Annotated in this window: 25 protein-coding genes and 1 riboswitch; of the genes, 9 read left to right on the top strand and 16 right to left on the bottom strand. The window is 44.4% G+C overall.

Translation table 11 applies throughout. The features are described from left to right. Window positions 1-19: 19 nt before the first annotated feature. Window positions 20-1,375, bottom strand: a complete 1,356-nt coding sequence (locus tag MKY52_RS10210; protein WP_341051199.1) for an MFS transporter — start codon at window positions 1,373-1,375, stop codon at window positions 20-22. A 282-nt stretch (window positions 1,376-1,657) separates the two neighbouring features. On the opposite strand from MKY52_RS10210, the gene MKY52_RS10205 reads away from it, so the two are divergent. From MKY52_RS10205 to MKY52_RS10195, 3 genes are all read left to right on the top strand, one after another. Continuing rightward, the gene (locus tag MKY52_RS10205; protein ID WP_341051197.1) at window positions 1,658-2,824 is read left to right on the top strand and encodes a sugar diacid recognition domain-containing protein; all 1,167 of its coding nucleotides are present in this window, start codon (window positions 1,658-1,660) and stop codon (window positions 2,822-2,824) included. Between the two features lie 161 nt (window positions 2,825-2,985). After that, window positions 2,986-4,254 carry a GntP family permease gene (locus tag MKY52_RS10200; protein ID WP_341051195.1) on the top strand — a complete coding sequence of 423 codons (1,269 nt, stop codon included), beginning with the start codon at window positions 2,986-2,988 and terminating at the stop codon, window positions 4,252-4,254. 41 nt (window positions 4,255-4,295) lie between these two features. Continuing rightward, window positions 4,296-5,432 (top strand): glycerate kinase, encoded by a 1,137-nt coding sequence (locus MKY52_RS10195; protein WP_341051193.1) that lies wholly within the window; start codon window positions 4,296-4,298, stop codon window positions 5,430-5,432. Between the two features lie 127 nt (window positions 5,433-5,559). Here MKY52_RS10195 and MKY52_RS10190 read toward each other — a convergent pair whose 3' ends face one another. The 3 genes from MKY52_RS10190 to MKY52_RS10180 all read right to left on the bottom strand — a co-directional run bounded on the left by MKY52_RS10190 (window position 5,560) and on the right by MKY52_RS10180 (window position 8,826). Next, entirely contained in the window at window positions 5,560-6,879 is a 1,320-nt protein-coding gene (locus tag MKY52_RS10190; RefSeq protein WP_341051191.1) for a nucleobase:cation symporter-2 family protein, read from the bottom strand. Further along, on the bottom strand, window positions 6,873-7,487 hold the full coding sequence (locus MKY52_RS10185) for a xanthine phosphoribosyltransferase (protein WP_076284939.1): 615 nt from the start codon (window positions 7,485-7,487) through the stop codon (window positions 6,873-6,875). The genes MKY52_RS10190 and MKY52_RS10185 overlap by 7 nt, the downstream gene beginning before the upstream one ends. A gap of 171 nt (window positions 7,488-7,658) precedes the next feature. Continuing rightward, window positions 7,659-7,762, bottom strand: a riboswitch (purine riboswitch). A gap of 116 nt (window positions 7,763-7,878) precedes the next feature. After that, the gene (locus MKY52_RS10180) at window positions 7,879-8,826 is read right to left on the bottom strand and encodes a sugar-binding transcriptional regulator (protein ID WP_341051189.1); all 948 of its coding nucleotides are present in this window, start codon (window positions 8,824-8,826) and stop codon (window positions 7,879-7,881) included. 142 nt (window positions 8,827-8,968) lie between these two features. Between MKY52_RS10180 and rpiA the strand changes: the two genes are divergently transcribed. From rpiA to MKY52_RS10160, 4 genes are all read left to right on the top strand, one after another. Beyond that, window positions 8,969-9,637, top strand: coding sequence for a ribose 5-phosphate isomerase A (gene rpiA / locus MKY52_RS10175; RefSeq protein WP_341053387.1), 669 nt, complete (start codon window positions 8,969-8,971; stop codon window positions 9,635-9,637). Between the two features lie 33 nt (window positions 9,638-9,670). Continuing rightward, window positions 9,671-10,639 (top strand): Gfo/Idh/MocA family protein, encoded by a 969-nt coding sequence (locus MKY52_RS10170; RefSeq protein ID WP_341051188.1) that lies wholly within the window; start codon window positions 9,671-9,673, stop codon window positions 10,637-10,639. Between the two features lie 235 nt (window positions 10,640-10,874). Next, on the top strand, window positions 10,875-12,083 hold the full coding sequence (locus MKY52_RS10165) for an MFS transporter (protein WP_341051187.1): 1,209 nt from the start codon (window positions 10,875-10,877) through the stop codon (window positions 12,081-12,083). Between the two features lie 58 nt (window positions 12,084-12,141). Then, entirely contained in the window at window positions 12,142-12,984 is an 843-nt protein-coding gene (locus tag MKY52_RS10160; protein WP_076298011.1) for an aldo/keto reductase, read from the top strand. Window positions 12,985-13,060: 76 nt separating this feature from the next. Here the strand turns inward: MKY52_RS10160 and MKY52_RS10155 are convergent, their stop codons facing one another. The 4 genes from MKY52_RS10155 to rlmN all read right to left on the bottom strand — a co-directional run bounded on the left by MKY52_RS10155 (window position 13,061) and on the right by rlmN (window position 16,274). After that, window positions 13,061-13,990 (bottom strand): AEC family transporter, encoded by a 930-nt coding sequence (locus tag MKY52_RS10155; RefSeq protein WP_341051186.1) that lies wholly within the window; start codon window positions 13,988-13,990, stop codon window positions 13,061-13,063. Window positions 13,991-14,141: 151 nt separating this feature from the next. After that, window positions 14,142-14,621 carry a transcription elongation factor GreA gene (greA, locus tag MKY52_RS10150; RefSeq protein ID WP_042131553.1) on the bottom strand — a complete coding sequence of 160 codons (480 nt, stop codon included), beginning with the start codon at window positions 14,619-14,621 and terminating at the stop codon, window positions 14,142-14,144. 217 nt (window positions 14,622-14,838) lie between these two features. After that, window positions 14,839-15,126 carry a DUF6509 family protein gene (locus MKY52_RS10145; RefSeq protein ID WP_042192802.1) on the bottom strand — a complete coding sequence of 96 codons (288 nt, stop codon included), beginning with the start codon at window positions 15,124-15,126 and terminating at the stop codon, window positions 14,839-14,841. A gap of 77 nt (window positions 15,127-15,203) precedes the next feature. Next, window positions 15,204-16,274: a 23S rRNA (adenine(2503)-C(2))-methyltransferase RlmN gene (gene rlmN, locus MKY52_RS10140; protein WP_042131555.1), complete on the bottom strand. Its 1,071-nt coding sequence runs from the start codon at window positions 16,272-16,274 to the stop codon at window positions 15,204-15,206. Window positions 16,275-16,430: 156 nt separating this feature from the next. Here rlmN and MKY52_RS10135 point away from each other — a divergent pair, with 156 nt between their 5' ends. Beyond that, window positions 16,431-17,492: an endonuclease/exonuclease/phosphatase family protein gene (locus tag MKY52_RS10135; RefSeq protein ID WP_341051185.1), complete on the top strand. Its 1,062-nt coding sequence runs from the start codon at window positions 16,431-16,433 to the stop codon at window positions 17,490-17,492. Between the two features lie 23 nt (window positions 17,493-17,515). On the opposite strand, the gene MKY52_RS10130 is transcribed toward MKY52_RS10135, so the two are convergent. From MKY52_RS10130 to MKY52_RS10105, 6 genes are all read right to left on the bottom strand, one after another. Beyond that, window positions 17,516-18,811 carry a polysaccharide deacetylase family protein gene (locus MKY52_RS10130; RefSeq protein WP_340973413.1) on the bottom strand — a complete coding sequence of 432 codons (1,296 nt, stop codon included), beginning with the start codon at window positions 18,809-18,811 and terminating at the stop codon, window positions 17,516-17,518. A gap of 5 nt (window positions 18,812-18,816) precedes the next feature. Continuing rightward, entirely contained in the window at window positions 18,817-19,539 is a 723-nt protein-coding gene (locus tag MKY52_RS10125; protein ID WP_341051184.1) for a hypothetical protein, read from the bottom strand. A 177-nt stretch (window positions 19,540-19,716) separates the two neighbouring features. After that, on the bottom strand, window positions 19,717-20,379 hold the full coding sequence (locus MKY52_RS10120; RefSeq protein ID WP_143759242.1) for a glycosyltransferase: 663 nt from the start codon (window positions 20,377-20,379) through the stop codon (window positions 19,717-19,719). A 127-nt stretch (window positions 20,380-20,506) separates the two neighbouring features. Next, window positions 20,507-20,863: a nucleotide excision repair endonuclease gene (locus MKY52_RS10115; RefSeq protein WP_042192814.1), complete on the bottom strand. Its 357-nt coding sequence runs from the start codon at window positions 20,861-20,863 to the stop codon at window positions 20,507-20,509. A gap of 66 nt (window positions 20,864-20,929) precedes the next feature. Then, window positions 20,930-21,922 (bottom strand): NAD-dependent epimerase/dehydratase family protein, encoded by a 993-nt coding sequence (locus MKY52_RS10110; RefSeq protein WP_341051183.1) that lies wholly within the window; start codon window positions 21,920-21,922, stop codon window positions 20,930-20,932. Between the two features lie 96 nt (window positions 21,923-22,018). After that, window positions 22,019-22,576 (bottom strand): TetR/AcrR family transcriptional regulator, encoded by a 558-nt coding sequence (locus MKY52_RS10105; RefSeq protein ID WP_341051182.1) that lies wholly within the window; start codon window positions 22,574-22,576, stop codon window positions 22,019-22,021. A 316-nt stretch (window positions 22,577-22,892) separates the two neighbouring features. On the opposite strand from MKY52_RS10105, the gene MKY52_RS10100 reads away from it, so the two are divergent. Next, a complete protein-coding gene (locus tag MKY52_RS10100) occupies window positions 22,893-24,383 on the top strand; it encodes a peptide MFS transporter (RefSeq protein ID WP_341051181.1) in 1,491 nt (496 codons plus the stop codon). A 62-nt stretch (window positions 24,384-24,445) separates the two neighbouring features. On the opposite strand, the gene MKY52_RS10095 is transcribed toward MKY52_RS10100, so the two are convergent. Together MKY52_RS10095 and MKY52_RS10090 are read right to left on the bottom strand one after the other, a co-directional pair. Then, window positions 24,446-25,861, bottom strand: coding sequence for a hypothetical protein (locus MKY52_RS10095; protein WP_339799384.1), 1,416 nt, complete (start codon window positions 25,859-25,861; stop codon window positions 24,446-24,448). Window positions 25,862-26,062: 201 nt separating this feature from the next. Beyond that, window positions 26,063-26,815: an SDR family NAD(P)-dependent oxidoreductase gene (locus MKY52_RS10090; protein WP_341051180.1), complete on the bottom strand. Its 753-nt coding sequence runs from the start codon at window positions 26,813-26,815 to the stop codon at window positions 26,063-26,065. Window positions 26,816-26,981: the final 166 nt, after the last annotated feature.

Below are 26,981 nucleotides of genomic sequence, written 5' to 3'. Positions count from 1 at the left end.
TTACCTTTTCGTTTCAGTTCTAGGCGTGCATAGACTGCCCAACCTTACTCTTGGCGTTAGAACGTCTATATAAAAGAAGAATTCCTAACGAGCACAAGCTAACGAAGAGCAACACGCCGTATACATGCTGATATGCTTTTGCAGGGGAGATATCACGCTGAGCATGCAGCAAAAGCCCGCAGACTGCAACAGATACAGAGCCTCCGAAGAATTGAACCAGTTGTAAAAGCCCCATACCAGAACCAATCCAAGTCCTTGGAAGAACTATAGAAGTTTCATTGTTTAAGGATGCCATCGTAGCTGAGAAAGCGGGAGAGAAGCATAGATAACCTAGCAGCAGTACTACAGGTGATACAGAAAGATTCAGGGCAAACACAGCCATAACGGCTGCAAGTATACAATGTCCAATCACTAAGAAACGTATATTACCGTACCGATCAATAAAACGTCCCACATAACGGGTCAGAAATGCAGATAATAGCGCTCCCGGTGCGATATACAAACCAATCATCAGCGCTGATTTATCGAACAGATTAGCGAGCGCAAGCGGCATCAGGAACAAGTTCCCTAAGTTCAGTACCAGAATACAAAAGCCTACGGCAACCAGTTTCAAGTAACCCGGCATGGTAAGCAGCTGCGGATTAATGAATGATTCCTTAGCCTTCTTTAGATGTAAGGCATGCACGATAATAGACACTACACCCACCGCTAGCCATACAAGCGACTGGGTAGTTACAGCTACCAGCAGACTTGCTGCATTTACCACGGTCAGCGCCGCCCCCAGGATGTCAAAGCTTGCAGGCTGTGGCTGTTCCTTAGGCAATAACCGCAGCAGTACCGGCAGCACGATAAGCACAAGGCAAGTTATGCCGAACAATCCATTCCAGCCAAAGTACTGGCTGATGACGCCTCCGACAATAGGGCCCAAACCAAAGGCCATTGCACTACCCGCCGAGATCATCGCAATAGCAGCGCCGCGTCTTTCAATCGGAACATAGCGACTGGCGAGTACAAGCCCCAATCCAGCCATAGATCCGGCGCCCGCAGATTGTAGGATTCTTGTAATCAATAGCATATTAAAGTCGTGTGCGAACAATCCAAACACTGATGCTGTCCCAAGCGTAATTAAGCCAATGGTCAAGAGCTTGCGAATCGGCACCAAGTCGGATAACCGGCTATAAATAACCGTCGACAACGCGTATCCAATCGAATAGCTGGAAATGACCCATGAGCCTAGGTCAGCAGAAATTTGGAGATCCTGAATAATGGTTGGAAGCGATACATTAAACATCGTTGTGTTCATCACTACAATAAAGAGGCAAATCGTCCATAATGGCATGACAATTTTATCATTCATTCCTGCTTTCTCATTCATTCCTACTCCATCCCTGTCCTAATTTATCTATACATGCTCAACTAATTTTATGCCTATAAAAAGAGGTTGGCAATTAGAAGAGGAGGATTACTTGCGCCACATCATTCCACACTCCCGTTCGATTATGATCTCCATTCTCCGCAATATATACTTGTAGTGTTTCAATCAGACCCGGCTTGTGATAATGATAAGATCTTAGAGGTATATTATATCGCGCATGAACTAGGAAAAGAGTGTTCACAAGAGTTCGCATAGAGAATTTCTAAATAGGAGGTAGTAGCCATGAGGGGTTTGACAAAAGAAGTTGCGATGGAAATTGTTCGACGTACGATGCATGTGATTGGGTACAACGTCAATGTTATGGACAAGCGAGGACGAATTATTGGGTCTGGAGATGGTAAGCGGTTAGGGCAATCACATGAGGGTGCATTACTCGCGATAGAGCGTCGTGGCAGATTCGAGATTGATCAGGAGAGCGCCGCTAGATTGCAGGGGGTATTGCCCGGCACGAACCTTGTTATTGAGTTTGAGAATGAGATTGTTGGTGTTATTGGGATTACTGGTGATCCAAAGGAAGTGACGAAGTATGGTGAATTGGTGAAGATGACGGCGGAAATGTATCTTGAGCATATGAAGCTGTTAGAGCAGGCTCAATGGGACAAACGAATGAAGGAGAATTTCCTACTCGCGGTGATGAATGGCGATGAGGGGAACGTACAAACATTGCGACATCAAGCACAGCAGATTCATTTTCAGGTGGATAAGCCTCATATCGCATGCATCATTGAATTAATTAATCGTAATGAAGAGGATCTAATGGCAACAATGAAGCGGGTAACTGATGTATTAGAAGGACGCCCGGCTGTTCAATTGATTACCATTCGTAATGCCAGACAAGTTATTCTGGTCAAGGAGCATCTCCATGAGCGGAAGCCGCATACGGATATATGTGAAGGAATTCACCAGATAAGACGTTGGTTAGATGTAAAGGAGATTTCTCCACTACGTATCGCGGTAGGCAAACCTTTTACAGGGATTCAAGGGATGATGAAGTCCATTCAATCCGCAGAAGATACGATGCGTGCAGGCTATGCAATATATCCGGATGAGCCGGTTTATTATGCAACGGATCTGCAACTGGAGACGATGGTCGTTCCGAGTGTACATAATTGGATGTCGGAGGAGTTGCTGCAGCTATGGGCGCATTTTGTGGAGGAGGATCGTAGTGGTGAGCTTCAGCAGACATTAGATCTATTTTACTTCGAAAGTGGGGAGCAACAGCATATCGCTGAACGACTGCGCATTCATCGGAATACGTTACGCTACCGACTCCAGCGTATAACCGAGCTCACAGGGAAAGATCCAAGAAATTATCAGGAGCTGTTCCTACTCATGAGTGCGCGTTGGTTATATTTGTTGGAGCATTCTGCTATGTCTTGTGATGAATAAGAGGATATATGTGCATATGCACAAAAAAAGACATCAATCGATGCGAAATGTTTATTTCTCCGCCTAATGAAACGCTTACAAATATTCGCTAAAGTATAGGTATGAGCTCAAACCACATATCGATATATACAACTCTGTGTAAAACTGGGGAGGAATAACTCATGACAGTGAGTGTAAGCGTTTTAGGTGCTTTAGCTGCATTGGTTGTGGCAATCGTTCTAATATTGAAAAAAGTACCGCCAGCCTACGGCATGATGATCGGTGCGTTAGTAGGTGGTTTAATCGGCGGCGTGAGTATGGTGGATACCATTACACTGATGATGGATGGTGCCAAAGGGATGATTCCTGCCGTGCTTCGCATCTTGGCAGCAGGTGTGTTAGCAGGTGTATTGATTGAATCAGGCGCGGCGAAAAAGATTGCAGAGACGTTGGTTCAGAAGGCCGGCGAGACACGGGCATTACTCGCATTAGCCTTAGCAACAATGGTGCTTACAGCGGTCGGCGTATTCGTGGATGTGGCTGTTATTACTGTAGCACCCATTGCATTAGCTATTGCACAACGTGCGAATCTATCGAAATTGGCAATTCTGATCGCTATGATCGGCGGCGGTAAAGCCGGTAACATCATGTCACCTAACCCGAATGCGATTGCCGCATCAGATGCATTTCACATTCCATTAACTTCGTTGATGGCAGCAGGTATAATCCCAGCCGTATTCGGGATTATCGTAACGTACTTCATCGCAAAACGTTTAAACAATAAAGGCAGTAAAGTAGAAGCTTCTGAGGTAACGAATAATCCGAATGAGCAGCTTCCAAGCTTCTTTACAGCCTTTCTAGCTCCACTTGTAGCCATTATCTTGTTATCCCTTCGTCCAATTGCAGGCATCGTAATCGATCCAGTTATCGCGCTTCCAGTAGGAGGTATCGTAGGCGCCATTGCAATGGGAAGATTTAAGAAGTTAAATGAATTCGCTGTATTTGGTCTTGGCAAAATGACGGGTGTAGCCGTCATGTTAATCGGGACAGGTACACTAGCTGGTATCATTGCAAATTCACAATTAAAGGATGTTATTATCGACGGCCTTACTGCATCTGGCCTACCGGCATACTTGCTTGCTCCAATCAGTGGTGCATTAATGTCTCTTGCAACAGCATCGACAACAGCAGGTACAGCCGTAGCAAGCTCTGTATTCGGCTCCACCATCATGGGACTTGGCGTAGCTTCGCTAGGAGCAGGAGCAATGATTCACTCTGGTGCGACTGTATTAGACCACATGCCTCATGGTAGCTTCTTCCACGCAACAGGTGGCAGTGTGAACATGCAGATGAAAGAGCGTCTGAAATTAATTCCTTATGAAACCGCAATTGGCCTAACACTAGCGATCGTTTCGACATTAGTATTCGGTGTATTCCAATGGTTCTTATAACAACTATTGAAGTATGAACAACACAAAAGGATGTGAAGAGCATGAAGTTTGTTTTGGCGCCAGATTCATTTAAAGAAAGTATGACTGCAATGGAAGCCTGTGAGGCTATAGAACGAGGACTTCGTACCTCTTTTCCCGATGCAGAATATATTAAAGTTCCGATGGCAGATGGCGGCGAAGGTACAGTTCAGTCACTCGTCGATGCGACAGGCGGACGAATTGTACATTGTGACGTAACAGGGCCGCTCGGTCAGCCTGTCACTGCATTTTATGGAATTATGGGAGATGGAAAGACCGCGATTATTGAGATGGCAGCTGCTTCTGGACTTGGACTTGTGCCGAAGGAAGAGCGTAATCCGTTGATCACCACGACAAAGGGTACAGGAGAGCTTATCGTTCATGCGCTGAATGCAGGCGTACGTTCTATTATTATGGGTCTTGGTGGCAGTGCAACCAACGATGGCGGTGTAGGCATGGCACAAGCGCTTGGATTCCGCTTCCTGCGAGAAGATGGAACGGAGATTGGATACGGTGGAGGATCGCTAAGTGAAGTTACCCGTATTGATAGTGATCATGTAGATCCGAGACTCCAAGGTGTACAAGTGGTAGCCGCATGTGACGTAGACAATCCGTTAACTGGTGAGCGCGGGGCATCCGCCATCTTCGGTCCGCAAAAAGGTGCAACACCCGACATGGTGAAGCAATTGGATGCAAATCTTGCACGTTTAGCAAACATCATTGAGCGCGATCTCGGAAAAGAAGTGAATGATACAGCAGGTGCGGGTGCAGCAGGTGGACTTGGTGCTGGCGTAATGGCCTTCCTGGGAGCCAGGTTGAAGCGAGGCGTGAACATCGTCGTCGATGCCATGAAGCTGGCGGATAAAGTGAAAGATGCGGATTATGTCATCACAGGCGAAGGGGGTATGGATAGCCAAACCGTCTATGGTAAAACACCGATTGGTGTTGCCAAAGTAGCACAAGCCGCCGGTGTACCTGTTATTGCCTTAGCGGGTTCCCTCGGTACTGGCGTAGAAGCCGTGTACGAGCATGGTATCGATATGTTCTTCTCCATCGTGCCTGGAGTATGTACGTTAGATAAAGCGCTCACCGATGCTTCCTTCAACATGGAGCGCACCGCGCGCAATATAGGTACATTAATCAAACATAGTAAACGTTAATCGCAAGTATAGACGCCTTCTGCGTCGTGTGGAATTAATTATTATATAAAAAAAAAGATCTGACTCATGCCATGAAGCTGAGTCAGATCTTTTTTTTTCGTTTTTGCAAGCTAATCTAAGCTTAAGTTTAGGACACTTGAGATTCCTTAGCAAGAACAGGTACGGTGTTATCCTCTACCTGCACATCATCCTTTGTCTTGGAGAGGACAATGTTCAGCACAATCGCTGTAAGCGAACCGGATACGATACCGTTTTGCAGCAGCATCCGCGCAAATTCAGGCAGCTCTGCGAACATTGCAGGAAGTGTCGCTGAACCTAAGCCAACAGCAATACTGCAAGCAGCAATCAGTAGATTACCATCCTTACGGAGATCCACATCGGATAGAATGGATATCCCGGAAACGGCAACCGATCCGAACATGACAATCATGGCTCCACCAAGTACGGCATTCGGTACAATCGTCGTCAAGGCAGCCAGCTTAGGCAGGAGTCCTAGTACAATCATGATCCCGCCAGCGGCAAAAATAACATTACGGGTCTTAATGCGAGACAGCGAAATCAAACCCACATTTTGAGAAAAAGCAGTGTATGGGAAGGCATTAAAAATTCCGCCCAGCATAATTGCTACTCCCTCGGAACGCAGTCCGTTTACGATCTGCTTCTGTTCAACTTTCTGATCAATTACTTTACCAACTGCAAAATAAACCCCAGTAGACTCCACCATACTAACAATGTTAACGATGATCATAGTGAAGATTGCAGTAAGACTGAATTCAGGCCATCCGAAGTAAAACGGTTGTGCCATGCTTACCCAAGAAGCGTCACCTACCGTAGAAAAGTTAACGATACCCATTCCATAAGCAATCGCTGTACCCACCACAAGACCTACCAGAACTGAGATCGAGCGCAGGAATCCAGTGGCGAAACGGTTAACTGCTAAAATGACAAGTAGTGTAATCAGTGCAAGCAGCAAATTACGGGGTTGTCCAAAATCAGCGCTGCCTTCTCCGCCAGCAACGTTATTCATGGCTACTGGAATAAGAGATAACCCGATAATGGTCACGACAGAACCCGTTACAATGGTCGGGAAGAACTTCAGCAGCTTCCCATAAAGCGGGGCCGCAAGAACAACGAACAAACCGGAAATAATGATCGCACCGTACGCAGTCGCCAGATTATGTGTCGAGGCAATCGCAATAATCGGGCCAACGGCTGTAAAGGTACATCCAAGAATAACTGGGAGCCTGCTACCAAAATACTTGGTGCCCATTATTTGCAGCAATGTAGCCAATCCGCAAGTGAACAAATCGGCTGCGATGAGGTAAGCCATTTGAGTCCCATTTAGCTTCAAGGCACCCCCAACAATCAGCGGTACAATTACTGCTCCTGCATACATGGCTAGGACATGCTGAAGACCTAACGTAAATACCTTTTGCTTGCTTAACATCCCGCACTCTCCTTGATTTTCTCTAATGAGCTTTCATTATCAATGAAGTGAATTTCACCTGGTGACATAGATGCAATACGGGCCAAGGCATGGACTTCTATGCCTCTGTTCTCCAGAAGGCTTCGGCCTTCCTGGAAGCTCTTTTCAATGACACAACCGACGCCAAGGAGCTCTGCTCCCGCCTCTTTTACGATATCAACCAGTCCCACAAGTGCAGCACCAGTAGCGAGGAAATCATCCACAATAAGCACCTTGTCATCCGGCCCAAGATATTTCTGAGAGACACTGACCAGATAATCCTCTTGGCGAGTAAAGGAATGTACAGGCGCTGAGTAGACAGCCTCTGAGAGCGTTACTGCTTTCTTTTTCTTCGCATAAACAAACGGTACACCTAATGCAATCGCAGTAGCCATGGCAAACTGAATCCCACTAGCTTCAATCGTAATCACCTTAGTGATCGGTTGATGACCGAACAACTTTTTGAACTCCTGACCGATTTGCAGCGCTAGCTCCGTATCGACCTGATGATTCAGAAATGAATCTACCTTCAGTACCGTATCTGATAAAATAAGACCCTCTTGTCTAATGCGCTCTTGAAGTACTTTCATCGTGAACTAATCTCTCCTCTTCATTAAAAAAACAAAAAAAGGACAAATCCCTTGAGTCGTTTCTCTCAAGTGAATCTGTCCTTCTGGGCTTTTGTCCCTTAGTGGTGTAACACTACATAGTGTCCGCATCGCTCGGTCCAGACCTTTCCTCCAAAGAAGAAAGCGGAACCCTAGATGCGCTATTTCACTCATAGTCGGATAATTACGATGGTTATCCGGTAGAAACTTATGGGCCATATCCCCAAGATTATATGAGTTTTATTAATGTTCGATATGAATACCTTGTATATCTTACACGCTCTGTCTGGTGCTTACAAGCAAAATCTTTAGTGTTTTGCATACCATTTTCAGGTTATTTTCACGAAATTCAATTGTTTACATTTAGTAGTGGTTACTCCAAGATCTTCTGCGCCGTTTCTTCGGTCGTTACGAGCACATTCATATACCCGCCATTTAGAGCGCCCAAGATCCCCGAAGCCTTCTCCAGCGATTCCGCTACACCAATAGCGTACCTCGCTCGTCTGATCTGCTCCAGCTCAATGGTCAACGTTCGGTCCGATATTGCTGTGCGTACAGGCAATCCATTGCCATCATAAAAACGCGAGCAAATATCACCAGCTACTTTCCCGTCCTCCAGCTCATCAATCACAGCATCGCCATAAAATCCGCGCCATGCCTCTTCGCCTTTAATTTCCGGTGATCCAATGCCGAATATAGCGATATCCAGCCGATCCCATGCCTTCGCAATGGTCTGATAATACTGCGAACGCATCAGTTGATCTCTGGTTTCCTTTTGCTCCGTGATCGCTGGCACGTCAATCATTAATGAGCGCGCACCCCACTTTAAGGCAGCTTGGTAGCAGATATTATTGACATGGTATCCGCTCTCCATCTTTCCAGATGGACCACCCACCGTAGGAACACAGGTTACAAAAGGCCTCTGTCCGAGGGTCAGATTGTCTACAACGGCAGCTAAGCTGCTTCCCCAAGAGAACCCAATCGTATCTTTCGGCTGAACCACTTGCTCCAGCCATCTTGCACAAGCCTGTCCAATGGCTTTACGCTTGATCACCCCGGACTGGGCCGGGTCTACCTCTACAACAATGGCTTCCTTCAGCCCGAAGCGTTCTTTCAATTCCTGCTCCAGTGTACAATGATCTCCAATATCGTAATTGATGGTGATTGTAACGATGCCCTCTTCACGGACTCTCTTCAGCATCCTACTTATGGTGGTGCGATATATGCCAAGTTCATTAGAAATTTCACTTTGCGTTAAATTCTGCTCATAATACATTTGTGCAATCTTAATGAGCAGCTTTCTGTCTTCTTTTCGATCCATGATAGAACTCCTCGCTTTTTTCAAGGATTTGACGAATCCATAACCCCTAGCTATACTGTAGACGATTATTTTGCACATTTTTTATTATATTGCACAAATGTGCAGATTATCAATTTTTTAATGGAGATGACCGGCTTTGAATATGGACTTTAGAAAGAAAAGTTGCGCCGCAGAAGCTCTAAAGTATATTGAGAACGACACAACCATTGGTCTTGGTGGGGGTAGTACGGTTTCCTATTTAATCGGGAATATTAAAGAAGCAGATCTTCGGGTAAAGGTAGTTACCCCCTCCTTCACTACAGCTTCACTCTGTGTCCAAAATGGATTGCAGGTTGTACCCACTTGGTCCGTTGACCGAATAGCTGTTGCTTTTGACGGCTGTGATGAGGTGGATGAGCAACTGCATGCGCTTAAGAGTGGTGGCGGCATTCATACGAAAGAAAAACTGATTGCTAGTATGGCGGATCATTATATATTGCTGGTAGATGAAACTAAACTTGTGAACAAGCTAACCTTCAAGCATCCCGTAGTATTGGAAATTGTTATGGATGCTCTTAGTTATGTTCAACATTCCGTGAAATCGCTGGGCGGCAAGCCTGAGATTCGAACAAGCGCAAGTAAGGATGGGTATACGGTCAGTGATCACGGCAATGTGCTGCTGGATGTCTTTTTTGACAAGGTAGAGGATAGCACTGCTCTTCAAACTGAACTCAAAGCCATTAACGGGGTCATTGAGACCTCCCTATTCACGAAAGAAGTTACCTCAGCACTTGTGGCTGGTTCAAATGGAATCAAGGTAATCTCCAAGTAAGCTCAAACAATCAAAACAGGCGAGGTGCTAACCATGAACAATCTGAAGTGGGCAATCATCGGCCCGGGAAGTATCGCTACTGAATTTGCGGCTGCTCTAAATGACATCGGCGGAACTTTATATGCGGTAGGATCACGAACCTTAGAGAAAGCCCAGGCGTTCGCGAGCCAATATGGAGTGGAGAAGGCTTATGGCAATTACAGCGAAATGCTGCAAGATCCAGAAATTGATGTCGTCTACATCTCAACACCACATAGTAACCACTACGAATACATCATAGAAAGCTTGCAGAATAACAAACATGTCCTCTGTGAAAAGGCGATCACCGTAAATAGCAAACAACTGCAGGAAATCGCCGAGCTTGCTAAACAAAAAAGCTTAGTCGTCGCAGAGGCTATGACCATCTACCATATGCCACTGTACAAAAAGCTACGGAAAATCGTGGATGAAGGTAAGATCGGACGCCTCAAAATGGTGCAAGTCTCCTTTGGCAGCCATAAAGAATATGATGTGAACAACCGTTTCTTCAGCAAAGATTTGGCTGGAGGGGCGCTGCTGGATATTGGGACGTATGCCTTGTCCTTCACAAGATTCTTCCTGTCCAAACAGCCACAGGAAATTCTAACGACAGTGAAACGTTTTGAGACAGGCGTCGATGAACAATCCGGAATCATTCTGAACAACGATGCGGATGAAATGGCGGTCATCTCCCTTACCATGCGCTCCAAAATGCCTAAACGCGGCGTCGTTGCTGGAGAACTTGGCTTTATTACCGTAGATAATTTCCCACGGGCCTCCAAAGCTACGATTCAATATTTAGATGGCACCCTAGAAACGATTGAAGCCGGCGATACTTCCAAAGCGCTGCAATACGAAATCGAGGATATGCAGCGCTATATCGCGGCAAAAGGCAACCAGGAAACCCTTAATCTCTCTTTAGATGTCATGGACATTATGAGTAATGTTAGAGAACAATGGGGAATCAAATACAGCTTCGAATAACATACTGAACATAATAGATCAATCATCAAAGCGTTGGCATTCCCTTCAACTGAAGGAGACCCAACGCTTTTTTGCGGATAATTTTCTAGGAATGGATGACAATATCCTTAGGTGATTTCTTATAGGTACTTTTTAGTACCTATAGCACTTTAAAGTACGTACTATACTTAAATGACTCATGCCTTCATAATTGCACTTACCGGCCGGTGATTATCAGAGTGTAGGAGTGAGAGACATGTTGTTAAACCAAAAAAGAAGTACCCTGGCACTCCTGGCTTTAGCCATTAGCGCCTTTGCGATCGGAACCACCGAGTTTATCAGTGTAGGGCTGCTGCCTTTAATCGCCGATGACCTGAATATACCGCTGACCACAGCTGGATTAACTGTTACTTTGTACGCTTTAGGGGTAACCTTTGGCGCCCCAATCTTAACGTCGCTGACCACGGCGATATCGCGCAAAACATTATTGCTTATCATTATGATTGTATTTATTATCGGCAATAGCCTTGCCGCGGCTGCGGACAGTATTACAATTCTGCTAATAGCTAGAGTAATATCTGCCCTTTCGCATGGTCTGTTCATGTCGATTGCTTCGACCATTGCCGCCGACCTTGTGCCTGAGAATCGTAAAGCCAGCGCTATTGCGATCATGTTCACAGGGCTAACCGTAGCTACTGTTACCGGTGTGCCACTGGGTACCTTTCTAGGGCAACAGTTAGGCTGGAGAGCTGCATTCATCGCCATTATTGCCATCGGGCTTATAGCGCTCATCGGTAATCTGATCTTGGTCCCTGCCACAGGGCTGCGCAAAGGAACCCGAACACCGCTTCGCGAACAAGTCAAACTCGTGAAGAACGGACGGTTACTGCTTGCCTTCGCAATCACTGCTTTAGGGTATGGAGGTACCTTTGTAGTCTTTACTTATTTATCTCCACTTCTTCATGAAATCAGCGGTTTCAAAGAGAGTACCGTTGCCATCATCCTTCTTGTATATGGCATAGCTATTGCCATTGGCAATGTCATTGGAGGCAAAGTAGCTAACCGTAAACCTATGAATGCCCTGTTCTACATGTTTGCTATACAAGCTGTTGTACTGTTCGTCTTAACCTTTACTGCACCCTATAAAGTGGCTGCATTACTCACGATCTTCTTTATGGGATTGTTAGCCTTCATGAACGTACCCGGTCTACAGGTACATGTAGTTACACTTGCAGATCGATATGCTCCGAGTGCGAGAGACGTCGCTTCTGCGCTAAATATTGCTGCTTTTAACGCTGGTATCGCCATTGGCGCCTATCTTGGCGGTATTGTGACGGATCATATGGGACTGATTCATACCACTTGGGTGGGTGCTATAATGGTTCTATCCGCTGTATTCCTAACCGCTTGGAGTCGTGCGCTGGAGAAGAAAGATGAGACTCTTCTCCAGTCTGAGGCTGCTTAATCAGCCTTGCCTTAACATACCAATCAAACTTTTAAATATCTCAGGAGGTAATTTTATTATGGCTCAACATCTACAGGATACAACTGCATTACACAACGGGGTAAACATGCCTTGGCTTGGACTTGGTGTATTTCAAGTCGAAGAAGGCTCTGAGCTGATCCAAGCGGTCAAATCTGCTATTGCACACGGCTACCGCAGCATCGATACAGCAGCGATCTATCAGAATGAGACTGGCGTAGGTCAAGCGATCAAAGAAGCTTTGCAGGACAACAACCTGTCCAGAGAAGAGCTCTTCGTAACTTCAAAGGTCTGGACTGCAGATATGGGCTACGAAGAAACCATTGCCGCTTACGAAGCTAGCCTAGCTAAGCTTGGACTTGAATACCTTGATCTATATCTTATCCACTGGCCTGTAAAAGGAAAATATAAAGAGACTTGGAGAGCACTTGAAACCTTGTATAAAGAGGGACGCGTAAAAGCGATTGGGGTCAGCAATTTCCAGATCCATCATCTTGAAGATGTGATGAAGGATGCGGAAATTAAGCCGATGGTAAACCAAGTGGAGCTCCATCCTTATTTGAGTCAGCAAGCGCTGCTTAGCTTCTGCCAGGAACAAGGAATTCAACTGGAGGCTTGGTCTCCATTAATGCAAGGGCAATTGTTGGATCAGCCTGTACTGAAACAAATTGCAGCTAAATACAGTAAATCCGTAGCTCAAGTGATTATCCGTTGGGACCTGCAGCGTGGAATTATTACCATTCCAAAGTCTACTAAAGAGCACCGGATCATCGAAAACGTAGATGTGTTTGATTTTCTGTTAACAGAAGAGGATATGAATCTAATCAACGCCCTGAACCAAGATCAACGGGTAGGTCCTGACCCTGATAATTTCGACTTCTAAGAGATTAAGCACTAGGTTAAGTAACAGTAAAAAAAGACCCTATCTTTCAGAAATGAAAGAGGGGTCCTTTTTGTCTTTACGCCCTTTGCACTAGCACAATAAGGATCGGCAACACAAGAAAGGAAGCAAGCGTCGTCCATAAAATACATTTGGATACCAGCTCTGGAGAGGCGTCAAATCGTTCCGCTAATACCACCGCGTTGACGGCAACTGGCATGGAGGCCAGAATCAGCAGCACAGAGAATAAAATACCATCAATATGCAGAATAGATAATCCGAGGTAGGCCACTAGTGGAGCTAAGATTAATCGAATGATCATCCCTGCCCAAAAAGTAGACTGACCCTTACGTTCAGATGACATGGTTCGTACTTTGACCATCTGTGCACCCAGAATCGCCAGTACGACTGGTGAATAACCTCCGGCAACCATGGAGACCCCTGTAGCAAGCTCAGAAGGTAAATGCAGGTCAAATATTCTAAGAAAAAGTGCTAGCATAGCTGCATAGATGGCAGGGAGAGAGAACACGGACTTTACCGCATTTTTCACCGAGAACTGCGATCTAGCCGCAAAATAAACGCCCACAGTATTCACGATAATCATCTGCCCAATCACATACACAGAAGCCTTATCGAGCCCAAGCTGTCCGAAAGCCAGCAACACCAAGGGAAGTCCATAATTCACACTATTCGTAAATGTCGAGACCAGAGTCAATCCCGATATTTCAGAGGGGCCGAGCTTCAATAACTTTCCGATGATATTTGCAATCGCCCATAAAAAGCACAGATTTAGCAGCGAAAAAGCGAGCGTCTTGTAAATATCATCCATAGAAATCTCGGCCGTAGCCAGTGTATTAAGAATAATAGCCGGTGTTAAAAAGTATAAATAGAGCGTCAATAACGGCTTGGTATCCAAATTCTTAAACCGTCCAAGCAGTGCACCGACGATCACCGGAATGGATAATGGCACGATGACTTGATACAACGTTGATAACACGCTCTGGATCATGAACAGTACTCCTCTGCTCTAAGTTACTCTAAACTATAAGCGCAACAGAGCAAGACGTCTAAGATCTGAAATCAATATACACAATAGCCATTACCTATAATTAAAAAAGGTCTCAACCCCTTTAACGGGGTTGAGACCTTTTTATCATGTGTTACATCATTTTGATTTCAAGCAATTCATATTTGATGATACCCATTGGTGCGTTTACACTAACGATATCCCCGACTTTTTTACCCAGCAATTCCTTGCCCAGCGGACTTTCATAGGAAATCTTGTTGTTTAGGACATCTGCTTCAGCAGCCCCTACAATTCTATATTCAATCTTCTCGGAGTATTCGATATCGTTCAGGGTAACGATACAACCCATACTAACCTTTGACAGATCCATCTGACTCTCATCTACGATCTTGGCTTTGGTCAGCATTTTCTCCAAAATCATAATACGAGTCTCCATGAACGATTGGTCGTCCTTGGCCGAATGGTACTCGCTATTTTCCTTCAAGTCTCCATAGCTGATTGCCAATTTGAGCCGTGCTGCCAATTCCTTGCGCCCTGGGCCCTTCAATTCCTTCAGTTCTTCCTCTAATTGAGCCAATCCTTCTTTGGTCAAGAACACTTCTTCATTAGACATGTATACAACTCCTATTTTGGATGCTTTTTAATATTTTAACCTATATTTCACATTCATGCGACAAGCATAAACGCCTTCGGCGTCCTTGTAAGGACGGTAAGCGTTTAAGCGAGAAATATAAAAATTAAAGTATAGGTGCAAAACCTATACTTTCTTATATTTAAATAAAAATCCCTGCCACAATTGAACATTGGGCAAGGATGTCAATGCTGCATCATTATTCTGGCAAATGCTCTTTACAGAAAAGGAGTAATGCTGCTTCCTCGTCCTCTTCCATATCAAAGTCAAGCAACTGACCTGTTGTTGTCTCCTGTAGATCATAACTCACGATGCTAACTTGATCTTCATCCACTTTAATAATCGCTCTAGCGGATACTCCGTTCTCTACATAGAGCTCATCATCTTCTGGAACATCCAGTTGAACCACGAATTCATACCGTTTACCGGTTAGTATACCAAAAGGATCTTTAACATTCTCCACGTTGTAGCTTGTAAATGTCAACATTGCTCAATCAACCTCTTTTCCTAATACCTGCCACGTCATTGTATCACAAAAAGCTGCATGAAGGGGTCGCCCGTCCCTCAAGCCATAGCTTTCGACTTCTTGATCTGCTTGCTTCGCAATTGTCCGCAGGCAGCATCAATATCTACACCATGCTCCAGACGAGTGCTTACGCTGACGCCCTGCTTCTTCAAGGTATCAAAAAAGGCTCGTACGGTCTCCCGCTCGCTTCTTTGATATTGACTGTGCTCATCGACTGGATTATAAGGAATCAAGTTCACATTGACGAGCTGGCGCCGGTCGCCGATTAGCTCGGTCAGCTCAAGCGCGTGCTCCTTGCCGTCATTTACATCCTTCATCAGAATGTATTCTAACGTAATTCTGCGATTTGTTTTTTCCAAATAATAATCTATGGACTCCATTAGCTTCTCAATTGGAATGGCCTTGTTAATCTTCATAATCTTCGTCCGCAGCTCATTATTAGGCGCGTGAAGCGATACTGCCAAGTTCACCTGTGTATTCGCATCGGCAAATTCAACGATTTTGTTAGCAAGCCCACTCGTCGATACAGTAATACCTCTTCCTGCGATGGCTAGTCCCTTGTGGTCCTTAATAATCGATAAGAAATCGAGCAGGTTCTTGAAGTTGTCGAACGGTTCGCCAATTCCCATGACTACAACGTGACTAACCTTTTGTTCGAGGTTTGCTGCATCCAAATGCTGCTGAACCTTCATAATCTGCTCTACAATTTCACCGCTGGAAAGATCACGACTTTTCGCTAACAGTCCACTAGCACAAAAGCTGCAGCCGATATTACATCCAACCTGAGTAGTGACACATACGGACAAACCGTATTTCTGTCTCATGAGCACCGTCTCGATCAGGTTGCCATCCTTCAAACGGAATAGGAACTTGATCGTCCCATCCGCAGACTCCTGCTTCACATGTTCTTCCAACGTATGGATCACATAGTGCTGCTCCAATAATTCTACACAATCTTTATTTACATCGAGCATTTCTGAGAATTCTGTAATCCGCTTCCGATAAAGCCAATCCCAGACCTGCGTAGCTCGAAATTTTTTATGTCCACGTTCTAACAGCCATGCCGCCAGTTGATCAAAAGTTAATCCATAAATGGATTCCATATTCATTCGTTATCCTCTTTTCAAAACATTAAAGTTCAGTCCATCACTACTCATTGTCTCAAATTTTTTTTATTTAAACAAGGGGAGTTGTAGCGAAGCGTCGAAGTTTACACCATTAGAAGTCCGTTCTATGAAATTACATCTGAGGAGAGATCGAATCAAATGAGCTCAACCACAATAAAAATCATCGGTTTTGCCCTTCTAGCTGCCGTTCTAATCTTTGGTGGCTTTTTACTGTATATTACCATTACCGATTATAAGCCGAAGGAGACTACTCCATTAACGGTAAACCATAATCAGGAACAAATGATGAAGCAGGGAGAACCTTTTGCAATAACCACCTTTAATATTGGCTATGCTGGGCTGGATAAGGATCAGGATTTCTTTATGGATGGCGGGACCAAATCACGTTCAAGCAGCGAGGAACAAACGAGGACAAATCTTGTGGCAATAGCCTCTCTAATGACCACTTCAGGCTCAGATTTATTTATGTTGCAGGAGGTAGATCTCGATTCTTCTCGTAGCAACCATATAGATGAGGTCTCCTTGTTATCGAATACCTTCTCTGATTACAGCAACGTATTCGCAACGAACTACAAGGTGCCTTGGGTACCGATTCCCGTTCTTGATCCGATGGGCTCAGTAAATAGCGGTTTATTAACCTTATCTAAATTCGGTAGCACAAGTAACGTTAGATATGATCTTCCGGGAAAAGAAAGCTGGCCTCGTCAACTATTTGAACTTGACCGCGCCTTTTTGGAGAGCAGATTCCCCGTCGATAACGGGAAAGAGCTGATCCTGATCAACCTTCATTTATCAGCCTTTGACCAAGGGGGAACGATTCGCAAGCAGCAATTAGAATATCTTTCTACTTATATTCAGAGAGAGAATGATAAAGGCAATTACCTCATCTTAGGCGGAGACTGGAATCATTCATTACCGGGCACAACCCCTGAGGCCTTTGAGACTACACAAGCTTGGCCAGAATGGCTGCAGCAGTTCCCTGAAGATTTCAAACCGGAGGGCTTTCAATGGGCTGTCGATGCTAAAGTGCCGTCCGTCCGGACACTTGATGTAGCTTATTCAGAAGGTGTGAATTTCCGGGCTGTAATTGATGGCTTCCTAGTTTCACCGAATATCACAATAAGTGGCGTACAGGGCCATGACCTATCTTTTGAACACAGCGATCATAACCCTGTAACAGCTACTCTTATTCTAAGATAAGACCCAATCATGGATCATTGATGTTATTTAAAAATGACGAATTTCATGTTTTTGCCTTTTAGATACTGAATGATAGCAGGCAATGCCTCTACGGTAATCTTCTTTTCATGAAAAAGATATACAGCACCGGACGGATCAGTATGATGAACAAATTGAATGACGTCTTCCGGGGTCTTGCGTCTCCAATCCTCGGAATCACGATTCCATAACAATACTTTCATCTGCTGTTCTGTCACTTTGGCTGCTAACTTATCATTAATCGCACCATATGGCGGCCGAAAAACAGTAATCGGCGATTGAATGATTTGCTCCAATGCCTGGTTAGCCTTCGCCAAATTATTCTGATTCTCGTTAGCCCCATTGTCGGTCATCTTGCTATGATCCCACGAATGACTTCCAATCGACATCTGATGTTCACTCGCATACTTAACCGCTTCCACATTATGAGCGACCTTATTCCCAACAAATAAAAAGGTGGCTGCCACCTCATGTTCTACTAGAATATCTACGATTTCTTTCGTATACTTCGACGGACCATCATCAAATGACAAGGCCACGTAACCTTTCGGCAGGCTATAGGTGTATTTATTCCCGGTTAATTTAATCTCCTCATACCGCTGTGTTTGTTCTTGAGGAGGCTCTGTAGGTTCTGGTGTAGGTTTAGAAGGTTCTGGCGTAGGCTCAGACTCCTCTTGCTGGCTAGGGCTCGCTTCTATCTTACCAATAGGAGGAATGAACGGTAGCGAGACTATTTTCTCGATCCCCTCAGCGCTGGCGCCTAGTGAGGGACCTTCCAATCCTTCTGCACGGTCCATATCTTGACCACCCATTCGAAGAGACAACAATATAACTACTAAACAAGCGAACATGATACTCTGCAGTCTAAGTCTTCCAACCCGTTTTTTGCTCTTCTTTCTTAGCCTGCGTGCTGGAGGTATAGAGGGTGGCGTAGTTTCAACAGTAATCTCTTCCTGTACATGGGGATCGTTCACTTGCTTTAATTGAAGAAGCTGAGACACATAATATTCAGAGCAGGCAAAATACATGGTTTCGCTGAAGGTTTGGTTCATAATAATCAGTGTGCTGTAATAACTGTTGCGAAATGGATCCCACTTCGGATACAATGACAATCTCATTCTTTCCCCGAAAAAGGGAGCCAGCGCGTTTAGTTGTTCATATGTAAATTCGTCTATGTTTAGCATGCGTCTGGCATACCCAATATCACGGGTTAAACCTACTTCAATCTGATAACCGGCCTGTTCATGCTCAAGCGACAGCAACTCAATCATTAGAACAGTGCTCGGTTCATTCATTGCCATGAATCTTATGTATCTCCGTTTTCGTCATTTCGTCCCGCCAGTGTGCTTCCATTCCCAAAAGGAACGGTCATACGATTGGTAAAATCGCTGATCATACCGGAGAGATATGCTTTTTCTTGGCGGATCGTATCGTATTTCTGTCTTAAATGCGCGTTCTCAGTTTCAATCCGTCCAAGCTTCTCTTCCAGATCATTCATCTTCTTGAGCTTCTCTGCATGAGCTTCGTTATGCTTTTGGATCAGATTTACATACTTTTGATGCTCCAGATCGATCGTACTCTTTAATTCTTCAATCTCTGCAGTAAGGGTAGTCTGAAGCTCCCGATAATCTTCCAGCACTTGATCGACTTTCAGATTCTTCTCAATCAATTTATGCTCAAGCTCTCGAACGTTCTTCTCTCTTTCCTCAATCACTTTATTGAGATTCTTCATGTCCCGGTTCAAACGTTCAACATGGCTGCTGGAATGAGTCAACCGATCCTGAAGTTCATTAATATTCGTCTCAGCATGCTGTCTGGCCTGAATGATCTGCTCCACGGAGAAGATCAAATCGAGTGATTTTTTATCAAGCGACGCTTTCCCTGTAGTAACCACTCCTGCTAAAGTCTCGCCAGCAATCTGTTCCTCTACTTCCTCGCCCTGCTCTTCTGATAATTGCACCTTTTGAACCATACCCGGTTTGGACTGCTTATCCACTGAATCTTTCTTTTTAAAAAAGGGAGAAATCATTGATCTTATCACCTCAATTATAAAAAAATGTCAAAAAATGTCGAGTGCCCACGAGTCTATTATAGTTTACTTGTCTTGTCTGTAAGTGAGCCTTTATATCTAACTTTTTGAATTGGATCAAAAGACCTAAATTCTTGCCAATAACAAGAAAAAAGCACCCTTGCGGGTGCTCTGGTTTTAATTAAATTTATCGGGGAATTGTTTAACAATACCTTCGGTTAGTATATCTCCAAACATAATCATATGCTCGAGCCCTTTATCGAAAGCGACGATCTCGGCATCCCAATCCTTTTTAGCTCTAGCTGTCACATCATCCGTTATTAGCTCCAAATGTTCATGAAGCATCTCTTTCAATTGTTCATACGAATATTTGGGATTCTGTGCGCTAAGGAACTTAGCAATGTCGTCAGCGTTGTCATACCACTCTTTATTGTATTTTTCCAAATCCGCCTGATTACCTGCTAGTGCAGCAGCAACTACCTTTCCGGCAATAAGGATATGCTCCCGCAATAATTGAGCTAGCTTATCACCTACTGCCTCACCGTAATACGGCTTATAAACATTCCCTATCTCCTGCTGATTCTGTAGCAACCTTGCCAGTACCTTCTCTTTGTCCTCGGAATTCGCAAAGGCACTAACTATGTAGTTTTTCGTCCATATCACATGGTCGCTCCATAGTTTCCTAAGATTATCCTTAAGCTCTATTACAGAGGGCGTAAAGCATTGCTTGTGTGAACTCTTTTTCTCTTTGGCTGCAGCATCGGCAGTTACAGGCATTACACTAACAACAAGGAACATACACACAAAAACTAACTTCGCAATCAAAAACTTAGGCTTCAATATGACCTATCTCCTTTTAGCATCTATTAACAATCTTGTATAGTGTGTACCGATACTCTTATTTCATTCCTATCTTCTTGTACATAAAAAAAAAGCACCGTCATTAGACGGCGCCTCTTCCTTAAACTTATCTGAACATCACTTTATCTACATTGTATTTAGACTTCAATTCATTAATGATATACGTTTCGTAGATCTCTCTATGAACGGGGCTCTCGATTAAACTTACATCAATTCTGGTGACCTCGTCCCGATGCAGCTTAATATCAGATACGGTATCTTCAAAATGTTTTTTGATTCTGGGTCTTAGCTTTCTCGCTTTACCTACAAACAACAACTCATCTTGGTCATTGTAGAACATAAAGATACCACCGTAATCTCTTGGAATCAGATGGAAATCAGTGAATCCGTAGATATTGCTTAACTGCGGGTTGATTTGTTTAGTAATACTAACATCCACATTGGGCATAGTTATGTTGATCATTTTAGCTCACGTCCTCTTTCTATATAGGAGTAAATAGTATCATAAGTTTGCCTTTTATTCTATCTTTCACAATGAGCCTGGCTCTTTATTCTGCCTTGACTGACGACTCTTTAGAGCTTGAACAGTCTCTGTTATCCCTTGCTCAAAAGGAGTAGCGGGAATTGGACCCACAACACGCTCGTATTTACCACCGCTTAGGACCACAGGCTCTTTGGTTAAATAGAGCATCTCAACGATCTCTTTCATGACTGGAACAAATACACCGAGCAGCGATAGTCCAGCCTTTCCTAAAGAGATAACGGGCTTCTTAGAGCCGCTTGCTGCTTGCGCTATTCTAACGATATCTCGCCCTGAGATTGTGCCTGCCCCCGGAATGTTCCAATTCTGACCATAAGCCTCATCTCTAATAGCGAGCTCAACAATCATGACAGCGGCATCCGGCAAATACACATACTCACGGGCAACGGTCATATTTCCGATGAACACTGCAGGTTTACCCGCAGCGATGGACGCCAGAGTCGATCCTAAATAGGAAGCCTCATTGGCGGTAGGTCCATAATAATCCGGTAAACGGACAATGAGCCGCTGTGCTTTACTCCAACGCTGGCTAAAAAACATTTGTTCAAACTCAAGTTTCACTTTACCTTTTTTTGTATGTGGATTCTTCGGATGTTCCTCGTCGATTGGCTTGTCATTCTGTCTTCTTCCATAAGGATAAATGCCATCCACTGCGACAACCTTTATCCCCAGCTTATTAGCCGCCTCCATGACCGCCTCTCCCATAGGTAACAGTCGTGTGCTCATTTCATTATACGGAACAGATGCACTATGAAAAATAACATCCACATCCTGTGCAGCTGATAATATATCCTTCGTATTAAATACGTCCCCTGCCATTAGCTTAAGAGCGGCGGGATTACCCAGCTTTGCTGCCAGCTTCTCCAGCTTGGGAATCGATCGCCCAAAGGCCACCGTTTCTATCCCTCTTTTTAATAATTCAGCGATAATTACCGTCCCTGTTCCCCCGGTTGCACCAAGCACAAGCGCTTTTGTTAACATAAATCATTCCTCCTATTATTGTTATTGATTAATCACTAACTAGTACTCAGACATCTAAGAACCGAAGCTCTTAGATGTTACAACGTATCTTCATCTCTAGGACTCTTTCCGATGTTTCGGCTTCAACTCTGGCATTCCAAGGGCCATAGAAATATTGCAGAGCATACCATTGGCCATAAAGGTGCTTACCTCTACTTCAGGCTGCTCGATGCCAGCAGCGACAAACTTCCCGTGCACAACGTTGGTGATCTCCAGCATTCCCTTTTGCATGGCTTCACGAATGATTTCATCGCGAATCCCTAACCCCTGAACTTGCAAAATAATTTCATTCGGATGTGTCTCCATCAACAACTCGTATACTTTAATACTTTCTTTTAACACTTGATCTGCGGGGGCTTCTACGCCTTTAAATGATCGAATAATCCGCTCAAAAGCCCGTTCCAGGGAAGCGACAAACAATTCTTCTTTGTTCTTGAACACCTTGAACACATAGGGCTGAGAAATACCTACCTTTTCCGCAACCTGTGCTGTTGTAGCTCGGTAGTAGCCATTCTCGGCGAATACAACAACCGCTGCCTCCAAGATTTGTTCTCGGCGGTTTACGGTGACCGATTCATCCGATTTCTTGCGACCGGAACTAGATTCTGTTGTCATGATAATCTCCTTACGTAACCTAGATCTAATTAGGTTATTGATCAATCACTTTCTTGATTAGAGTATATGCTCATCTCCTAAATAATGCAACTTAAAATCAACTATAATTTTTAACAACTTTCATCCGTACTGAAAATACAGTAAAAGTTAATTCCCCATTTCCGCTGGAAATATTACTAAAAAATATGACGTTATTCAGAACCTTCTCGCCAAAGGGTTGTGATTTTCCTCATGAGGGTATTATAAATATTAAGGTAATGTAAGAGTTGTGTTAACTTCATGAAAAGAGCAATTAGCATCAAGGGGGATTTGATTCATGTCAGCAACAGACAGGCAAAAAATTGTAGATAGTGTCCCGCAAACCGGATTTTTCGGACATCCTAAGGGACTATTTACACTCTTCTTTACTGAATTTTGGGAACGTTTTTCCTATTATGGCATGAGAGCGATCCTTGTTTATTACATGTATTATGAAGTAAGCAAAGGCGGGCTCGGATTTCCAGAGGATATGGCCCTTTCAATTATGTCTATCTACGGATCACTCGTATATATGTCTGGAATTATAGGTGGATGGCTTGCGGATCGAATTTTTGGGACTTCGAAGGCAGTTTTTTACGGCGGCGTTCTAATTATGTTTGGGCACATTTTATTGGCCATACCGGGGAATGCCACACTATTCTTCGCTTCGATGATTATGATCGTGCTTGGAACCGGACTTCTTAAGCCCAATGTATCAAGTATTGTAGGCGAAATCTACAGCGAACAAGATAACCGCCGCGACGCTGCTTTCAGCATTTTTTATATGGGTATTAATCTCGGCGGATTCATCTCTCCACTGATTGTAGGCGCTGTAGGTATGAATAATTTCCATCTCGGTTTCTCGATTGCCGCGGTGGGCATGTTTATTGGATTAGTTGTTTACGTAGTGACTCGCACCAAAAATCTAGGTCTGGCAGGTACGATTGTACGCAACCCGATTCCAGCCGAACAAAAGAAAAAATTATTTACTTGGATTGGCATTGGACTAATTGTGCTTGCTGTATTAGTTACGGTTGGCATTCTTACTGGAGTACTCACCTTTGAGACATTCATTAAAATCGTAGGGGTGTTAGGGCTACTTATTCCTACAATGTACTTCATTGTGATGTACCGCAGTCCCAAAACAACAGCTGTAGAGCGATCACGGATTCTCGCGTACATCCCTTTATTTATTGCTTCGATTATGTTCTGGGCGATTCAGGAACAAACTTCAACAGTTCTAGCAAGCTTTGCTGATAAGCGTACCCAATTGGACTTTGCAGGCATACACATTTCTCCAGCATGGTTCCAATCGCTTAACCCGCTGTTTATTATCGCCCTTGCACCTGCATTTGCATGGCTTTGGTTAAAGCTCGGTAACCGCCAACCAACGATTCCACAAAAGTTCTCGCTTGGTTTATTGTTTGCCGGTCTGTCCTTCCTAGTGATTCTGGTACCGGCCTACTTCGGTGGAGCCAATTCACTGGTGAATCCATTATGGCTGGTTCTCAGCTACTTTATCGTCGTCATTGGGGAACTATGCTTGTCGCCTGTTGGCTTATCAGCAACAACCAAACTGGCGCCAGCTGCTTTTACTGCTCAGATGATGAGCATGTGGTTCTTGTCCAATGCCGCTGCACAAGCTATTAATGCTCAGATTGTGAAGTTCTATACCCCGGATACCGAAATGCTGTACTTCGGAGTCATCGGCGGAGTTGCCATTGTGCTCGCGTTAATTCTCTTCCTGTTCTCTTCTAAGATTCAAAATTTCATGAAGGGTATACGATAAATATTTAAGGCTGCCGGGATATTCCCGGCAGCCTTTTTTTGAGTCAATATTCTAAGCCAGATCTACACCAGAAACATAGCAACAATCGTTGTAACTATCAGCCCAATCAGCACCGGTTTAACATTGCGTCTAGCGAGCTCAAATGGACTTACGCCGCAGATAGCGGCGGCTGGAATCAATGCCCATGGGATTAGCGTCCCCCCGCCAACCCAAATGGCAGATACCTGACCGAGTGCAGTTAAAGTAGCTGCGTCGGAATGTGTGGCAACAGCGAACAATTTTCCGATGGACCCCGCAAGTGAGATTCCCGAGAACCCTGAACCATCAAGGCCTGTAATGGCCCCTGTTATGGTAGCGGTCACAGCACCTACAGCACCATTTAGAGGTACATTATGCGCCAGAGCAACCCCTAGATCATTAACAATTCCCTGAGATGCAGCAGGTAAGACTTTGCCAAACAATTCAGCAAAGGCCGAATCTCCCAAATAGAAGAATGCCGCAATTGGAATCACTGGACCGAATACTTTAAAGCCAAATGTAAGTCCATCGATTAGATATGAGGTGACTTGCTCCAGTCCCTTATTACGATGTGCGAGCAATGTTACTACAACCAAGATAAATACAGCAGTCCCGCCAACTAAGGCCGTTGCGTCTCCGCCCTGTAAATCCAGCAGAAACATGCCTGCTACATCAGCTAGAAACAGGAGTGGGATAACGATCGCCAGCCATTTCTTCAGTGTGGGAGGAATCACCGCTTGACCCTCGACCGCATCACTGTCTGCAGCTAGCGCATTCGCGGCATTTTTCCCGGAAATAAGTCCGTCTCGCCAAGTACCGTTCTTCTGATCTCGTCGCATCATCCAATAGGCTGTTACCGTAGTGACTACACCCATCACTATAACAAGCGGAATACTCGCTTCCATGACACTGCTTACCGGAAGTCCTGCCGCATCTGCCGTCAATTTAGGTGCACCTTGAATAATATAATCACTCGACAGCGCAATCCCATGACCGAATAGATTCATCGCAATCGCTGCTCCAAGTGCAGGCAATCCTACCCGAATAGCAACGGGCAGCAGCACAACCCCTATCAGGGCCACTGCTGGGGAAGGCCAGAAGAACCATGATGTCACCATCATAATCAAGCCAATTCCCCAAAATGCCATAAACGGCGTACGTAAAAAACGGGTAAGTGGGGCAACCATCGTCTCGTTTATTCCGGTACGTGTTAATACTCTGCTCATGGCTACAATGATCGAAATAATCATAATCGTACCCATTAACTCCTTTGTTGCATATACAAAAGAGTTGAATACGCCTGTGACTGAACCACTAATCGTTTCTGTCGCGAGCCAGCCTAATACAAAGATGCCTGAAATACAGATCATCGTTGTATCCCGCCGCTTAATCAGAAGTGCCATAATGAACACGATGAATGCCAAATATACATAATGGAGCGCTGTTAATTGGATGCCCATCTCTGAACCACACCCTTCTCCTGCTTACAAGTGCTATATGTTATGCAGGGTCGTAGGCTAATGTTCGGTAGAAATGGGCGCTTAAATATTTATGATTTAAATAGAAAGAGACGCTTTTGCTAATGTAACAAAAGCCGCCCCACGCGTAGATAACATCTACGCATGAGACGGCTTTCTTAGTGTTGCCTATTTAGAAATTCATTATTTTGCCACGACTCCGCCATCAACTGGCAGCTCAACACCTGTAATGTATGAAGCTTCATCAGAAGCCAAGAACAATACAGCTTCAGCTACTTCAGAAGCACGTCCAACGCGTGGCAATGCAGTCTGGGACATAAAGAAGCTATGCATTCTTTCATCATTTACAAATTCAGCACTCATTGGAGTTTCGATAAAGCCTGGGTGAACAGAGTTCACGCGAATGTTATCTTTACCAAAGTCTACAGCTGCTGCTTTACTCAGCATACGAACGGCACCTTTAGAAGCTGTATAAGCGCCGGCACCGCTGCTGCCAGTCAAACCTGCGATGGAGGAGATATTGACGATGGAACCACCTTTATTGTTCTTCATTTGAGGAACAACATGTTTCATCCCAAGGAATACGCTGCTTACATTAATGTTCATTACTTTGTTCCATTGATCAACAGTGGATTCAAGCAATTGAACTGGGAACGAGATCCCTGCGTTATTTACCAGGATGTCGATTTTTCCAAATTTGCTAATCACATCTTCTACAACTTTGATCCAGTCTTCTTCGGAAGCTACATTATGTGCATAAGCTGCGGCTTGTCCACCACCCTCTTCGATTTCTTTTACAACTGCTTGTACAGCAGCTTCGTTAATATCAGTTGCTACAACTGTAGCACCTTCTTTGGATAATAAAAGGGCTTCTTCACGACCCATGCCACTGCCTGCACCTGTAATAATTGCTACTTTATTAGTTAGACGATTCATAATTAAGTCTCCTCTATAATCGTATTGTGATATAATAATTCGAGTGATGATAGTCACACTATCACTGTGATATTAATCATATCATTTTTACGAAATAACTACAACCTCTCCTTGCTTAATCCAATAAACGGTGGATATAATACTAATAATTAAAGAACCTAATTAA

Source organism: Paenibacillus sp. FSL P4-0184, from assembly GCF_038004625.1.
Taxonomy (GTDB): Bacteria; Bacillota; Bacilli; order Paenibacillales; family Paenibacillaceae; genus Paenibacillus_AQ.
Note: the sequence above shows the minus strand (reverse complement) of the source record. Positions and strands in the feature narration are given on the sequence as shown.